The sequence below is a fragment of the Cellvibrio mixtus subsp. mixtus J3-8 genome, assembly GCF_000766945.1.
In the GTDB taxonomy this organism is placed as follows: Bacteria; Pseudomonadota; Gammaproteobacteria; order Pseudomonadales; family Cellvibrionaceae; genus Cellvibrio; species Cellvibrio mixtus_A.
The window spans coordinates 114,732-130,628 of record NZ_KN266210.1; the positions used below are offsets into that span (position 1 = coordinate 114,732).

The window sequence follows — 15,897 nt, forward strand, 5'->3', positions numbered from 1 at the left end:
TTCGCTTCACAAGGCACACACCCGATAAAAATTACTTCATCGCGCCATCGCAGGAGAAAACAATGAAAGCTGTCGTTATCAATGAATATGGCAACAACGATGTAATACATTTAGTGGATGCAATAATTCCACAACCGGGCGCACGCGAGGTTTTAGTAAAAGTAAAAACGGCGGGAGTTAATCCCGTCGATTGGAGAATTCGCAGTGGGGCCGGCACACGTTTTGGATTAACACTGCCTATTGCACTCGGCAGTGAAATCGCAGGGACAATTGAAAAGCTGGGCGATGAGGTAACCCGCTTTACTATTGGTGATGCCGTTTATGGAAAAATTCGCACTGGCGGTTTTGCGGAATATGCAATCGCCCGTGAGGATGAGGTAGCACACAAACCACAACGATTGGATTTCATTCACGCTGCCGCAATACCACTCGCCGCATTAACTGCGTGGCAAGCCATGTTTGATTTGGCAAAGCTCACTAGCGGACAGCGAATTTTAATTACTGGCGCATCCGGTGGGGTAGGTTCACTGGCCGTCCAACTTGCCAAAGCCAAAGGAGCCTATGTGATTGGTACAGCGTCTGGTCATAATGGAAACTTTGTTAAGCAGCTCGGTGTTGATGAATTCGTCGATTACACTCGCCAGGATTTCGCAACAGTTGTGCATAACGTTGATGTGGTGTTTGATACGGTGGGCGGTGAAACTTATCAACATGCGTTTAAAACATTAAAAACCGGCGGCTATTTTGTCACCGCCGTCGAATTTCCCACGGAGGAGCAGCGCAATACGTATGGCGATCGCCTTGCACGCGTATTCTGCAAATCCGATCCGGAAGATTTGGCAGCAATCAGTGCGTTAGTGGATAACAATCAATTAATTCCGCATATCGCCACCGTGTTACCCCTAAGTGAGATTAAACAGGCCCTGGATCTATCGGAAACCCGGCGCACGCGTGGGAAGATCGTGTTGCAAATAGCAGTGGATAACCGGTAATCAATTATTGCACTAACTTTTTGATCTTGGCTGGATGGCATAAACCCGCGTAAAATGTGCAGGTTATTCATCCCTTTGCCGGAAAGTCACTGGCCAGGAGCTTTTATGATCCGTATTAACGAACTCCAGCTGCCGCTGGATCATCCCGCTGACGACTTGCGTAATGCCATCGTCAAACGCCTTAAAATCAAAGATACCGACCTGCTCAATTTCACTGTTTTTAAACGCAGTTACGATGCGCGTAAAAAAAATAGCGAAATCACGTTTGTTTATATCATCGATTTGCAAGCAAATAATGAAGAAAAAATCCTCAGTCGTTTTGCTGATGATAAAAATATTCGCCCCGCACCCGACACTAATTACTACCCTGTTGCACAGGCACCGGAAAATTTAACCGAGCGACCATTAGTCATTGGCTTTGGTCCTTGCGGTTTATTTGCAGCACTCTCACTCGCGCAAATGGGTTTCAAACCCATTGTGCTGGAGCGCGGTAAAGATGTTCGTCGCCGCACCAAAGATACCTGGGCGCTGTGGCGCAATAAAGTATTAACACCGGAATCCAACGTGCAATTTGGCGAAGGCGGCGCAGGTTTATTTTCCGACGGGAAATTGTATAGCCAGATTAAAGATCCAAAATTCTATGGCCGCAAAGTCATGCACGAATTTGTGCGTGCCGGTGCGCCGGAAGAAATTATGTATGTGAGTAAACCGCACATAGGGACGTTCCGGTTAACCGGTGTTGTCGCAGCTATGCGTGAAGAAATTAAAACCCTCGGTGGTGAAGTACGTTTTGAAAATAAAGTGGCTGATTTTATTATCGAAAATGATCGCATCCAGGGCGTTACCCTGGCGGATGGACAGGAATTACGCAGCCGCTATGTGGTGCTTGCCCTCGGTCATAGCTCGCGCGATACCTTTCGTAAATTGCATGAACGCGGTGTCTATATCGAAGCAAAACCATTTGCGGTTGGCTTTCGTATTGAACATCCGCAATCCCTTATTGATCACGCACGGCTCGGGAAGTACGCAGGCCACCCTGAACTCGGCGCGGCAGATTATAAACTGGTTTATCACGCAAAAAATGGCCGCGCAGTTTACAGTTTTTGCATGTGTCCCGGTGGTACGGTGGTTGCGGCCACGTCAGAACCTGAACGTGTTGTAACAAATGGTATGAGCCAATATTCGCGCAATGAACGCAATGCAAACGCGGGCATAGTAGTAGGAATTAACCCGGAAGAGGATTTCCCCGGCGGCCCTCTCGCGGGTGTGGAATTACAAGAAAAACTGGAATCGCAAGCCTACATATTAGGTGGCAAAGATTACTGCGCACCCGGTCAGTTAGTCGGTGATTTTATTCGCGGCAAGCCTTCAACTGAATTTGGTGAAGTTGAACCTTCTTACAAACCCGGCGTACTGCTCGGAGATTTGGCCCCATCATTACCAGATTATGTAATCGAGGCGATTCGCGAAGCGCTGCCGGAATTTGGTAAACAAATTCGTGGGTTTGATCGCAACGATGCCATTCTCACCGGTATTGAAACCCGCACGTCGTCACCAGTGCGAATCACACGAGATCATGAATCATTACAAAGCCTGAATACGCGTGGGCTCTACCCGGCGGGTGAAGGCGCGGGCTATGCGGGCGGCATCCTCTCTGCCGGAGTTGATGGCATTAAAGTTGCCGAGGCGGTCGCTAAAGCGATGCTGGCAGACCTAATCGCCACAAATACATGATCAATACAAGCGACTAGCGATGAAATCTGACGATATAAAAAAACTCCACCAAAAAAAATACCGCACTGAATTTGGCCATTTTTTAGTGGAGGGCGAACATCTGGTTTTGGAACTGGAAAAAGCGGCGGTGATTAATCCGGCATTAAAAAATTGCGAACTCTATGTCACCGAATCATATAAAGATTTTTCCAGCTCCTTTAAAAAACACCTGGTCAGTGAAAAACACATGGCACAGCTGTCAGACACCAAATCACCGCAAGGAATTATCGCGGTAGCACCCTTGGTATCTGCAAGCAGTGTTGCATCCCCCAATGAAAAAAATATCTATCTTTATGAGGTGCAAGACCCGGGCAATTTGGGAACCATTTTGCGCAGCCTCGCCTGGTTCGGTAATTTTCGTTGTTTACTCAGCCCCGGATCAGTAGATCCCTACAATCCCAAAGTGGTTCGCTCAAGTATGGGTGCAATTTTTCACGTTCCCATGGAATTGGATGTACCACTGGAATCCATAAATACCCGCTTCAATTCAATTGCGACACTGGATATGCAAGGCAAGCCGCTTAGCGATGCCAGTTTTAAAAAAGCTGATTGCTATTTATTTGGTAATGAAGCGCGCGGTGTACCGCGGGAAAATTTACACGCGATGAACGTTCAACCATTTACTATTCACGGTTGCGGTGCTATTGAATCACTGAACCTGGCTTCCGCGGTAAATATGTGTGTTTACGAATTGGAACGTTCATGAAATGTAATTGGCTCATCTGAAGCCCACCGCTAACCGATACCTACAGGCCGTAAATTTTGCCCTATTTGTTTTTCAAAGGAATAGAGGCCATTAACCCTCGCGCGACCAAACCGGGAAAAACGCTAAAGTGGTTTTCGTCCGCAATAACAACCACCTCCAGTTTTAGTCCCGAATAGTTGCGTGACCGCAGGATTTTCTCAAACAGCAGTACATTATCAGCCATCTTCCGGTCTTTCGCGCTGCCATTATTATCATCTACATAAATCATGACATGAGCCTTCAATGATTTATTATTTTTCGCGTATGTTTCTTCCATCTTGAAGATAACTTTCTCGTCATACCACAGTGATGGACTACCAATAATATAGTGATCAAACAAGCCTGGCCTGTTTACCAAAATATAACTACCCAATAATCCACCAAATGAGTGACCAACAAATATTTTATGATTGGGATCTACACGGTACTTTTTTATCAGTAAGGGAATTACCTGGTCTGCCAAAAAAGCGACGTACTCTTTCGCATGCCCTGATGCTTTCCGGGCCGCTAATGAATGCCCATTTGATTCAGCAGGAGAAAAAGTCGGTGTGTAATCGCGGGTACGGCTAATCGTGCGATCTTCACCCTTCGCATAGGAAATTCCTACCACAATCGCTTCTTTAATTACATTATTCCCCATCAATGCCATAGCGCCATTTGTAATTGGAAAAGCAAAGCGCGAATCATTCACGATGATTACCGGGTAGTTAATTTTCGTATCTTTGTAGGACGGAGGCAACTGAATATAAAGCTCATAATCCTTATTGTTGCTGTTAGCATGAATATTAACTGTATCAAATTGCGGATACCCAAACGGGGGAAACCCTTCTGCATAAACGTAATGCGTGAAACAGGCAATAAAAAATAACACATATAATAAAAACCCTTTCTTAATACACATCTAAATTCCTTACCTGTTATTTAATTTCAACAATACGTGCAGCAACAAATGCCTGATTTAAATAATCTTCGTTTTCCGATGGATGGCGCAACTCAGCTTCAGGAATACCCTTACTATTAGCAATTGCCGCGACCCTGCCCTGCTTATGAAAACTTACCTGGGGAAAATTCCTGGCGATGGGATCTTTATAGGCTTGCTGAGGCGAAATTATTTTCCAACCCTTGTTACGTAAGTGCTGGATAAGATCACCCACAAACAATGCGGCGGCATCATTTTCATGCAATAACAGCACATGTCGCGGTGAGCGTTTCAACGATTTCCTAGCAATTCCATCATAAAATTCAATCGATGTATAAAGGCTGTTAACATAAAAATCGCGGGCCTTTTCATAATTGATTGGTTTTTTTTCTTCTGCAGCTTTGGTAATTAATGCACTGATATACCAATCAAAGTTATCAATAGTGACATAACCATCCTTGTAGCCCAATTCGATCAATAATTTTTGTAACTGATTAATATCGGATAAATCCTTGCCGTAATGCAAATAGGGAAAGCGATGATAGTTAAGCACATTGTTAAAGGGCTTTAATGCGAGATGTGCTTTATAGACATCCACTGCATAAGCATTTATATCTAACTGATTAGCAGATTGGTGCGTAAAACTATGGTTCGCCAAATGAAAGCCTGCATCTGTATATTGTTTCAAGCGTGCGCTTGTTTGCGAATTTATGTAATCTGCCTTCACGAAGAACATTGCATCAGGGATTTGCGCCTGTTTCAATGCAGAAATTAATTTTTGCGTACGTTCATTGCCAGTCATTAACGCCGAGTCAGGAGTGGGCGCATCATCGAACGTTAGCGCAATTTCACGGGCATGGATATTGAACGGCAGGAATGTAATAAAGAGTATAAAAAAACGAAAAATTGAATTGCACATAAATATATCCTGGTTATTATTTATTCATCCCTCGGGAATTCACCCAATAAGACACAGAAAGCATGTGTACAGCATAGGCTGACCACACCGCCACTCATTGGTTTATATCATTAACTATTTGTGCACTCAAGTATCAGGAAGGGTGTTGCTGACAATGGAAACTTTGTTTTATGTCGTTGCCATCCACAGAATGTAAATGCACATCAAACCCCCACAGACGGTGCAAATGTTTCAGCACCTCCGGCGTTGAGTCGCCAAGGGGCCGGCGATTGTGCATGTAGTGATGCAATGTTAGAGAGCGGTCACCACGCACTTCCACGTTATACACCTGGATGTTGGGCTCGCGGTTGCCGAGGTTATATTGCCCCGCCAGGTTTTCACGCAATTTGCGAAATCCGCGTTCATTATGAATAGCATCGACACGAATTTTCTCTTCCTCATCGTTATCAACAATGCTGAAAAGTTTTAAATCGCGCATTACTTTGGGCGATAAAAATTGCAGGATAAAACTTTCGTCCTTGAAGTTTTTCATTGCGAACTGCAATGTTTCCTTCCAATTGGAACCGGCAATCTCGGGAAACCAGACACGGTCTTCTTCTGTCGGGTTTTCACAGATCCTGCGTATATCGCTCATCATTGCGAAACCCAACGTATAAGGATTAATGCCGCTGAAATAGGGACTGTCGTAAGCAGGCTGCGCTACCACACTGGTGTGTGATTGTAAAAACTCCATGATAAAACCATCGGTCACATAACCGCGCTCATGTAATTCATTCAGTAGGGTGTAATGCCAAAAAGTTGCCCACCCTTCGTTCATTACTTGCGTTTGTCGCTGCGGATAAAAATACTGGGCGATTTTGCGCACAATACGAATCACTTCGCGCTGCCAGGATTCCAATAACGGAGAATTTTTTTCCAGGAAATACAGAATATTTTCCTGGGGTTCTGTTGGAAAACGTGGGGCATTTTTTTGCGTATCTGTTGCCGCAGATTTGGGAATAGTACGCCATAGGTCATTAACATGCTTTTGCAGATACTCTGCACGTTCGTTTTGCCGGCGCTCTTCCTCTTGCGCTGAGATGGGATAAGGGCGCTTATATCGATCAACACCGTAATTCATTAACGCGTGGCAAGAGTCCAGGATATCTTCAACCGCACTTATGCCATAACGCTCTTCACATTTACTGATGTAATTTTTTGCAAATACCAGATAATCAATAATTGAACTGGCATCTGTCCAGGTGCGAAATAAATAATTGCCTTTGAAAAAAGAATTATGCCCATAACATGCATGGGCAATGACCAGCGTTTGCATGGTCATGGTGTTTTCTTCCATCAAATACGCAATACATGGATTGGAATTAATCACAATTTCATAGGCAAGCCCCATTTGCCCGCGTTTGTAGGAGTGCTCGGTACTGAGCAATTGTTTACCATAGGACCAATGGCTGTAACCAATAGGCATCCCTACCGACGAATAGGCATCCATCATTTGCTCGGAACTGATGACTTCGATTTGATTTGGATAAGTATCCAAACCAAATTCTGCAGCCAGATCGCCGAGAACTTTGTCCACGTCCTGAATCAAATCAAAATTCCACTCAGAGGTGGTAAACAACGGTTTTTTCATGCGACCTTCTTATGGAAAAGCTCACGGAATACCGGATAAATATCGCCCACACCACGAATGTGTTGCAATGCAAAGACATCCGGATATTGCTGTTGGATGGATTCGTACACACTCCACAGCGCCTGGTGCTCATTGTTGGTAATTTCAATGTAGGAAAAATATTGGCAGCCGGGCAAAAGATCATCGACCAGAATATCGCGGCACACATCGGAATCCTCCCCCCAGTTGTCACCATCGGAAGCCTGGGCACCATAAATGTTCCATTGCTCGGGAGAGTAGCGATCTTTAATAATTTCCTGCATCAATTGCAAAGCACTGGAAACAACTGTGCCGCCAGTCTCGCGCGAGTGAAAGAATTCGTCTTCATCCACTTCTTTCGCGCTGGTATGATGGCGAATAAATACAATTTCAGTTTTTTCGTAATTGCGTTGCAAGAATAAATAAAGAAGGATAAAAAAACGTTTGGCGATATCTTTGGTGGCCTGATCCATTGAACCGGACACGTCCATAATACAAAACATTACCGCTTTGGAGCGCGGAACCGGTTGTTTGATCATCAGGTTATATTTGAGATCAAAAGTATCCAACCAGGGTATTTTACTAATAGAACGTTCGAGTTTGGCAATGAGTTCCAATACTTCGCGATAACGAATTAAATCACGCGCAGATTCAGGGATTTTTTCAAGCTCCGCCAATTCAGCATTTAATTCTTGCAACTGGCGACGCTTTCCACCACTTAATGCCAAACGACGCATATTGGCGGAGCGTAATGAGCGCACGATATTCATACGCCCCGGCTGACCTTCATTGGCAATACCACCGCGCACCGTTTTAAATTCTTCCAAGCCAGATAGTTGGCGCTTAATGAGATTCGGTAGCTCAAGCCCATCAAACATAAAATCCAGAAATTCCTCTTGGGAAAGCGTGAATGAAAAATCATCCATTCCTTCACCGGAATCACTGGCTTTTCCACCACCGCCCTGGCCACTGCCGCCTTGCGGGCGCGCGATTTTGTCACCTTCAGAGAATTGTTTATTACCCGGCAATACACGTTCGTTATATCCACCCTGTCCGTGGTGAATAATTGGCTCATTGATATCACGGCCAGGAATACTCACTTTGCCGCCCTTATCAATATCAGTGATAGAACGTTCGTTTACTGCGTCAGAAACTGCTTTTTGTATTTGCTCGCGATAGCGTCTTAAAAAGCGCTGCCGATTCACAGCGCTTTTATTTTTGGCATTCAGACGTCGATCAATAATGTAACTCATAGTCCGACCTTAACCTTGATGAACGCAAAAGACTTTCAGGTTGCTTTCCTCTGTTATTGGGACTTTCTTACCCTTAGATACCATTCTGATAACAAGCGTACTTGTTTTTCGGTGTACCCACGTTCAACCATACGTTGCACGAAATCCTGATGTTTTTTCTTGTCCTGGACTGAAGCCTTGGCATTAAACGAAATAACCGGCAGTAAATCCTCGGTGTTGGAGAACATTTTCTTCTCAATCACAATGCGCAATTTTTCGTAACCGCGCCAATCCGGATTTTTACCGGCATTGTGTGCTTTTGCACGCAACACAAAGTTAACAATTTCATTGCGGAAATCTTTGGGATTGCTAATGCCTGCAGGTTTTTCAATTTTCTCAAGCTCGTCGTTGAGTGAAGAGCGATTGAGTATTTCACCGGTTTCCGGATCGCGATATTCCTGATCCTGAATCCAGAAATCCGCATAGGTTACATAGCGATCAAAAATATTTTGGCCGTATTCCGCATAGGATTCCAAATAAGCGGTTTGAATCTCTTTACCGATAAAGTCTACATACTTGGGTGAGATGTATTCTTTTAAGGCATTCAGGTATTTATCTTGCACTTCTTTAGGGAATTGTTCCTGCTCGATTTGTTGCTCGAGCACATACATTAAATGCACCGGGTTTGCTGCAATTTCAGTAGGATCGAAATTGAATACTTTAGATAAAATTTTAAATGAGAAACGGGTCGACAAGCCGTTCATCCCTTCATCTACACCGGCAGCATCCTTATATTCCTGCAGGGATTTTGCGCGTGGGTCAGTGTCTTTGAGATTCTCACCATCATAGATCCGCATCTTGGAGTAGATATTGGAATTTTCAGGTTCTTTAATGCGCGACAACACTGAAAATTGCGCAAGCATCCGCAATGTATCGGGTGCGCATGGCGCCCTGGACAGGGAAGAATTTTGCAATAACTTCTCATAAATTTTCATTTCTTCCGTAACACGCAAACAATAAGGAACTTTGACGATGTAAACACGGTCGATAAAAGCTTCATTGTTTTTGTTGTTGCGGAAATTTTGCCACTCGGATTCATTCGAGTGCGCGAGGATAATGCCATCAAAAGGAATCGCACCCAAACCTTCTGTGCTGTTGAAATTACCTTCCTGTGTTGCTGTTAATAAGGGGTGCAGCACTTTAATCGGTGCCTTGAACATTTCCACAAATTCCATCAAACCTTGATTCGCGCGACACAAACCACCGCTGAAACTGTAAGCATCCGGATCGTTTTGCGGAAAATCTTCCAGTTTGCGGATATCTACTTTACCCACCAGGGAAGAAATATCCTGATTGTTTTCATCGCCCGGTTCGGTTTTGGTTATCGCAATTTGATTGAGGATTGAGGGATAAACTTTTACGACTTTAAATTGGGTTATATCACCATGAAATTCTTGTAAACGTTTTGCAGCCCAAGGAGACATAATTGATTTGATGTAGCGGCGCGGAATCCCGTAATCTTCTTCCAGGATTTTTCCGTCTTCATCCGGATTGAATAACCCGAGTGGAGACTCAAATACCGGAGAACCTTTAATGCAATAAATTGGCATTTTCTCCATTAAGGACTTCAGCATTTCAGCAAGTGATGACTTACCACCACCGACCGGCCCGAGTAAATAAAGAATTTGTTTCTTTTCCTCCAGTCCTTGCGCAGCATGCTTGAAAAACGACACTATTTGCTGGATAGATTCTTCCATGCCATAAAATTCACCAAAGGCTTTATAACGTTTGATAATTTTATTGGAAAAAATTCTGCTTAGGCGTGGATCTTGAGATGTATCAACAACTTCGGGTTCACCAATAGCCATCAGCATACGTTCAGCGGCTGACGCGTAGACGCCAGGGTCTTTTTTGCAAAGATCGAGATACTCCTTAATCGTTAACTCTTCCTGCTGGGTAGTTTCAAAACGTTCGCGATAATGACTGAATATACTCATAATCTACCTCGGTTAGCGATTAAAGCGGTAAATGCAGATCAATAAAACAGTAACAGGTTTAAAATGCCCTTCGCGTTGAAAAAATACCATAATTCTTTATCCCTAAGCATAGCCTTAAATTTCTCAAGTATTAAAAGTAATAACAATTAATTGACTGATTTCCCGTTAAACTTTTACACTCAAAAAACGCGCCAAGTAAACACTATAACAATGTAAATTTTTTACCAATGACTTACCTATCACTGAATCATAATCACACCCGATCATTTTCCGGATATTGTAGATATTCATGATTTCTATTCCCTGGCTTGATCCTTACGATTATCAATTTCCAGCGCTCGAATGTGCGTTGGATGAACCTAATGGCTTGTTGGCAGTTGGTGGTGACCTGTCACCTGAGCGCATCCTCGCGGCTTATCATCGGGGCATTTTTCCCTGGTTCAATCCTGATGATCCGATTTTATGGTGGAGCCCCAGCCCGCGTACCGTGATTTATCCACATCAACTCCATCTTTCCAGAAGCTTGCGTAAATTGCTGCGCAAAGAAATTTATCGCGTGACCTTTGACAATTGTTTTGAAGATGTGATGCGTGCCTGCGCACAACCGCGAAGCTATGCCGATGGAACCTGGATTAGTGAAGATATTATTGCGGGCTATACTGAATTACATCGCCGTGGCTTTGCTCACTCGGTGGAAGTCTGGCAGGAAAATCAATTAGTTGGCGGCCTTTATGGTATCGCATTGGGTAAAGTTTTTTTTGGAGAATCCATGTTTAGTCGGGCCGATAATGCTTCCAAATTCGGATTTGCGCATCTGGTTCGGCAATTATGCGAATGGAATTTTGAACTCATTGATTGCCAGGTTGCCAACGATCATTTATTCAGCCTGGGGGCAATAGAAATTCCCCGTGAAGAATTTCAAAAAATACTGGTAAACTTTGTTCGTGAGCCGAGTGTGTATTCCCAGCCGTGGTCAACATTGATCCCAGGGCCGTGGGAATAACCGGATTTGCGCGAGGCAATCATGTCTGACCTATCAACATTAAAATTATTTGCGACCCAGCCTCACCCCTGTAGTTATCTCGATGGGCAGGAGGCTACGACTGTTTTTGTCGATCCGGAGGCAAAAATAGATCCATCGCTCTATACGCAGCTGTCGCAATTGGGCTTTCGTCGCAGCGGGGCGCATTTATATCGCCCGCAATGCCTTCGCTGCCAGGCCTGTGTTTCCTGCCGCATTCCGGTAAAGCTGTTCAAACCCACACGGACCCAACGCCGCTGCCTGCAACGCAATAGCGATGTTTCACTGCACATTACCAACGATATCAACACACGGGAACATTACAGCCTGTACGCGCGTTATATTGAGGGGCGCCACCAGGATGGTGATATGTACCCTCCATCAGAGGATCAATACAAAGCGTTTTTAACCAGTGAATGGGGTATCACCCAATATATAGAGTTGCGCCTGGAAGGGCGATTGATCGGAGTGTCTGTCTGTGATCAATTGGGGGATGGCCTATCTGCTGTTTACACTTTTTACGATCCGGCCGAAGAGCATCGCAGCCCCGGTAAATTCGCCATATTGGCCCAGATCGAGAAAGCCCGGGAAATGAATCTCGATTACGTTTATCTGGGTTACTGGATCAAAGATTGCGAAAAAATGAACTATAAAACCCAATATCGCCCCTTGGAGCTGCTGGTCAACCGCCGCTGGATGCGCCTCAACTGAATAATTAGCGGCAGATTTGCGCAGATATACGCCGAACCCTGCGGGAAATCCCGCTTTTGTCCCTTATTCCCCTTGGCGGCTCTGGTTAATTAAGGCACAATTCACGCCTATTTTTTTACCCCCCCTGTCACCCCCATAGTGGCAGGCAAGAATTATTGAACCCTGAGGAAACTGCCGCATGGCAAAAGACGATTGCATTGAATTTGACGGTGAAGTGGTTGATACCCTTCCCAACACAACCTTTCGCGTAAAACTGGAAAATGGACATGTGGTTATCGCCCACATCTCTGGCAAGATGCGCAAAAACTATATTCGTATCCTGACAGGAGACAAGGTCAAGGTTGAGATGACTCCCTATGACCTGACTAAAGGCCGCATCACTTACCGCGCCCGTTAATCAAGTTGTTTTCTGACACATCGCTTGAAAACAAAAAGCCGCACTAAACAGTGCGGCTTTTGTTTTTAACATCACCAAAAACCATCAGGCGGGTTGCGCAGCCTGCCTGGCTTTTACTGCGATAGTGATCTTATCCTCAACCGGATCAACATCAACATCCACAGTACCACCGCCATTGGATAAGGTTCCAAACAGGATTTCCTCTGCCAGCGGTTTTTTCAGTTTATCCTGAATCAGGCGAGCCATTGGACGTGCCCCCATTTTTACGTCGTAGCCGTGGATTGCCAGCCACTCGCGAGCCTCATCACTGATTTCAAGGGTTACATGCTTATCGTCCAACTGGGTTTGCAGTTCCATCAGGAATTTATCTACCACAGTTTTGATGGTGCCCAGTGTCAGTGCGGCGAACTGGACAATCGCATCCAAACGGTTGCGGAACTCCGGTGTAAACATTTTCTTGATCGCTTCCATACCATCGGTAGTGTGGTCCTGATGAGTAAAGCCGATAGAGGCACGACTCATCACTTCAGCACCTGCGTTGGTGGTCATGATCAAAATCACATTGCGGAAATCTGCTTTGCGGCCATTGTTGTCAGTCAAGCTGCCATGATCCATAACTTGTAATAACAAGTTAAAAACCTCAGGGTGCGCTTTTTCGATCTCATCCAATAACAATACGCAATGCGGTTGCTTGGTAATTGCGTCAGTTAACAAACCACCCTGGTCAAAACCAACATAACCTGGAGGTGCGCCAATTAAACGGGATACCGTGTGACGCTCCATATATTCGGACATATCAAAGCGCACCAACTCCATTCCCATGCATTTTGCCAGCTGCCGGCATACTTCTGTTTTACCAACACCTGTCGGCCCTGCAAACAGGAATGAGCCAATCGGTTTTTCAGCAGAACCCAAGCCAGCGCGCGACAATTTGATTGCAGTAGCCAAAGTGTCGATCGCTTCATCCTGACCAAATACAGTCATCTTCAAATTCTGATCCAACTTACGCAGCTGTTCCTTATCAGAAGAAGACACACTTTTTGGAGGAATACGCGCAATTTTAGCCACAACGTTTTCTACATCAGTCACACCAATGGTTTTCTTGCGTTTACTTGGTGTTTGCAATTGCTGGTATGCACCCGCTTCGTCAATTACATCAATCGCTTTATCCGGCAGGAAACGGTCATTAATGTAACGTTCAGCCAATTCTGCAGCCGCGCGCAATGCAGCATCGGTGTAACGTAAATTGTGGTGCTTCTCAAAACGGCTCTTCAAGCCTTTAAGAATTTGATAGGTTTCATCAACAGTGGGCTCATTAACATCTACTTTTTGGAAGCGACGGGAGAGCGCACGGTCTTTATCGAAAATACCGCGATATTCCTGATAGGTTGTTGAACCCATGCAACGAATTTCGCCAGAGGACAATAAAGGCTTCAACAAATTAGAGGCATCCATCACCCCACCCGATGCTGCACCAGCACCAATAATAGTGTGAATCTCATCAATAAACAAAATGGAATTCTTTTGTTTTTTCAATTCGTTAAGCAAGCTTTTGAAGCGTTTTTCAAAATCGCCACGATATTTGGTACCCGCCAAAAGTGCTCCCATATCGAGCGAAAAAACAACACTATCCGCTAATGACTCTGGTACATCACCATCCACAATACGTTTGGCCAACCCTTCCGCAATTGCAGTTTTACCCACACCGGATTCACCAACCAATAATGGATTATTTTTACGGCGACGAGACAAAATCTGGCAAACACGCTCAACCTCAAATTCACGGCCTACCAAAGGATCAATACGCCCTTGCATTGCAGCTTCATTCAGGTTGGTAGCAAAATTTTCCAATGGACTTTGCGATGTGGACTCACCCGTTACCGATTCTTCATCCTGATTTTCTTGTGAGCCGTGATGATGATCACCGCTATGGTCATTGTTGCCTGCCACTTTATGGATGCCGTGAGTGATGTAATTAACCACATCAATGCGAGCAATACTTTGTTGTTTCAGATAATAAACAGCCTGGCTTTCCTGCTCACTAAAGATAGCCACCAGTACATTTGCACCGGTCACTTCTTGCTTACCGGAAGATTGAACATGGAATACAGCGCGTTGTAATACACGTTGAAAACCCAGCGTAGGCTGTGTCTCGCGTTCGCTGTCATTTTCGGGGATGAGCGGAGTAGTGGAATCGACAAATTCGATTAATTCTTTGCGTAAACTAATTAAATCAGCACCGCAAGCGCGTAACACATTGGCCGCCGAATCATTATCGATGAGCGCAAGAAGTAGATGCTCAACGGTCATGAATTCGTGTCGCTTGGAGCGCGCACCTTTGAAAGCAAGATTTAAGGTTACTTCCAGATCTTTACTTAACATCGCGCCTACCCTCTTCTAACCAACAAAATTAACTTCTCACATTTACCAATATGATTTTAACAACTCATATTCACTGCTCATCCTCAACCGCTTCGATTTCGCATAACAGCGGATGTTGATTTTCTCTAGCATATTGATTCACTTGCGCCGCTTTAGTTTCAGCAATATCGCGAGAATATATGCCGCAAACCGCTTTACCGTGAACATGGACCGTTAACATCACATGGGTAGCTTTTTCGCGCGACATGGAAAAAAACACTTCCAATATTTCCACCACGAAATCCATGGGTGTGTAGTCATCATTCAATAAAACCACTTTATACATCGGTGGTCGTTTTAACTTGGGTTTGGATGTTAAAACTGCAAGACCGCCATCAGATTCATCGGCAGAATTATCATCATCTTTACCTAAGGTTAGTTGAAGGTTTTGGAGATTGCCCATAGAGATTCAATACAAATAAAAAATGATTGGATATTCGCCGGCATTGTAACTCATCGGCATAACAACTCCCTAATGCCCCACCAACGCAGCCTAATCTTCGCCAATACAGACTAAGAGCTTGACTTTGGGTCAATTGTTGGATAAAAAAAGAACGCCGTTTGTATATAAACACGGCACTTTGCTTACATTGGGGCGGTTATTGCAAATAACAATAAAATACTTGGCCACTTAAAAGCATAAGTTAAATGCACTAGCACCCCGGCAAGCAAAATCTCTCGTCCATGACCCCCGAGCAATTGCAGTACTTGGGACAATAATAACGACAGTGGTGTTTTTCAAGGGCATCACTCGGGCAGAAGGATTCCATAATATGCCAACAGGCACAGTCAAATGGTTCAATAATGCAAAAGGTTACGGCTTTATTCTTGCGGATGAAGGTGGTGAAGATCTGTTTGCACATTATTCGGCCATCACAATGGAGGGCTACAAAACCCTCAAGGCAGGCCAACAGGTGACTTTCGAGATCACCAAGGGAGATAAAGGGCTGCATGCAGTCAACATTGCTGCCCCTATTGCTGCTGGCAGCAATTTACGAACGAGCCCGGTTCCGGCTTAGAAAAATCAAGTAGTTACACAATAACTGGAGTGTAACATCACTCATAAAAAAGCCTCTCGTGTTTCCACAAGAGGCTTTTTGTCTTGCCTGGGATTTAACCCCG

General features: G+C 44.6%; 14 protein-coding genes. 7 read left to right on the plus strand and 7 right to left on the minus strand.

Features of this window, described 5'->3' with window-relative positions; all coding sequences use genetic code 11:
• Nucleotides 1-62 precede the first annotated feature (62 nt).
• The 3 genes from A596_RS15470 to A596_RS15480 all read left to right on the plus strand — a co-directional run bounded on the left by A596_RS15470 (nucleotide 63) and on the right by A596_RS15480 (nucleotide 3,471).
• The gene (locus tag A596_RS15470) at nucleotides 63-992 is read left to right on the plus strand and encodes an NADP-dependent oxidoreductase (protein ID WP_039916401.1); all 930 of its coding nucleotides are present in this window, start codon (nucleotides 63-65) and stop codon (nucleotides 990-992) included.
• 105 nt (nucleotides 993-1,097) lie between these two features.
• On the plus strand, nucleotides 1,098-2,726 hold the full coding sequence (locus tag A596_RS15475; protein ID WP_039916402.1) for an NAD(P)/FAD-dependent oxidoreductase: 1,629 nt from the start codon (nucleotides 1,098-1,100) through the stop codon (nucleotides 2,724-2,726).
• Nucleotides 2,727-2,745: 19 nt separating this feature from the next.
• Nucleotides 2,746-3,471, plus strand: a complete 726-nt coding sequence (locus A596_RS15480; RefSeq protein ID WP_039916404.1) for a TrmH family RNA methyltransferase — start codon at nucleotides 2,746-2,748, stop codon at nucleotides 3,469-3,471.
• A gap of 61 nt (nucleotides 3,472-3,532) precedes the next feature.
• Here the strand turns inward: A596_RS15480 and A596_RS15485 are convergent, their stop codons facing one another.
• From A596_RS15485 to A596_RS15505, 5 genes are all read right to left on the minus strand, one after another.
• Nucleotides 3,533-4,411, minus strand: coding sequence for an alpha/beta hydrolase (locus A596_RS15485; RefSeq protein ID WP_052417574.1), 879 nt, complete (start codon nucleotides 4,409-4,411; stop codon nucleotides 3,533-3,535).
• A 16-nt stretch (nucleotides 4,412-4,427) separates the two neighbouring features.
• Entirely contained in the window at nucleotides 4,428-5,348 is a 921-nt protein-coding gene (locus A596_RS15490; RefSeq protein WP_052417575.1) for a polysaccharide deacetylase family protein, read from the minus strand.
• A 133-nt stretch (nucleotides 5,349-5,481) separates the two neighbouring features.
• Nucleotides 5,482-6,978: a SpoVR family protein gene (locus tag A596_RS15495; protein ID WP_039916405.1), complete on the minus strand. Its 1,497-nt coding sequence runs from the start codon at nucleotides 6,976-6,978 to the stop codon at nucleotides 5,482-5,484.
• Nucleotides 6,975-8,249, minus strand: coding sequence for a YeaH/YhbH family protein (locus A596_RS15500; protein WP_039916406.1), 1,275 nt, complete (start codon nucleotides 8,247-8,249; stop codon nucleotides 6,975-6,977). The genes A596_RS15495 and A596_RS15500 overlap by 4 nt, the downstream gene beginning before the upstream one ends.
• Nucleotides 8,250-8,302: 53 nt before the next feature.
• Nucleotides 8,303-10,225, minus strand: coding sequence for a PrkA family serine protein kinase (locus tag A596_RS15505; RefSeq protein WP_039916408.1), 1,923 nt, complete (start codon nucleotides 10,223-10,225; stop codon nucleotides 8,303-8,305).
• Nucleotides 10,226-10,514: 289 nt separating this feature from the next.
• Here A596_RS15505 and aat point away from each other — a divergent pair, with 289 nt between their 5' ends.
• The 3 genes from aat to infA all read left to right on the plus strand — a co-directional run bounded on the left by aat (nucleotide 10,515) and on the right by infA (nucleotide 12,354).
• Nucleotides 10,515-11,228, plus strand: coding sequence for a leucyl/phenylalanyl-tRNA--protein transferase (gene aat, locus A596_RS15510; protein WP_052417576.1), 714 nt, complete (start codon nucleotides 10,515-10,517; stop codon nucleotides 11,226-11,228).
• Nucleotides 11,229-11,249: 21 nt separating this feature from the next.
• The gene (locus tag A596_RS15515; protein WP_039916409.1) at nucleotides 11,250-11,957 is read left to right on the plus strand and encodes an arginyltransferase; all 708 of its coding nucleotides are present in this window, start codon (nucleotides 11,250-11,252) and stop codon (nucleotides 11,955-11,957) included.
• Between the two features lie 178 nt (nucleotides 11,958-12,135).
• Nucleotides 12,136-12,354, plus strand: coding sequence for a translation initiation factor IF-1 (gene infA / locus A596_RS15520; protein WP_039916411.1), 219 nt, complete (start codon nucleotides 12,136-12,138; stop codon nucleotides 12,352-12,354).
• A gap of 84 nt (nucleotides 12,355-12,438) precedes the next feature.
• On the opposite strand, the gene clpA is transcribed toward infA, so the two are convergent.
• On the minus strand, nucleotides 12,439-14,736 hold the full coding sequence (gene clpA, locus A596_RS15525; RefSeq protein ID WP_039916412.1) for an ATP-dependent Clp protease ATP-binding subunit ClpA: 2,298 nt from the start codon (nucleotides 14,734-14,736) through the stop codon (nucleotides 12,439-12,441).
• 70 nt (nucleotides 14,737-14,806) lie between these two features.
• Nucleotides 14,807-15,178 (minus strand): ATP-dependent Clp protease adapter ClpS, encoded by a 372-nt coding sequence (gene clpS, locus A596_RS15530; RefSeq protein ID WP_039916414.1) that lies wholly within the window; start codon nucleotides 15,176-15,178, stop codon nucleotides 14,807-14,809.
• A gap of 370 nt (nucleotides 15,179-15,548) precedes the next feature.
• On the opposite strand from clpS, the gene cspD reads away from it, so the two are divergent.
• Nucleotides 15,549-15,794, plus strand: coding sequence for a cold shock domain-containing protein CspD (cspD, locus tag A596_RS15535; protein WP_039916416.1), 246 nt, complete (start codon nucleotides 15,549-15,551; stop codon nucleotides 15,792-15,794).
• Nucleotides 15,795-15,897: the final 103 nt, after the last annotated feature.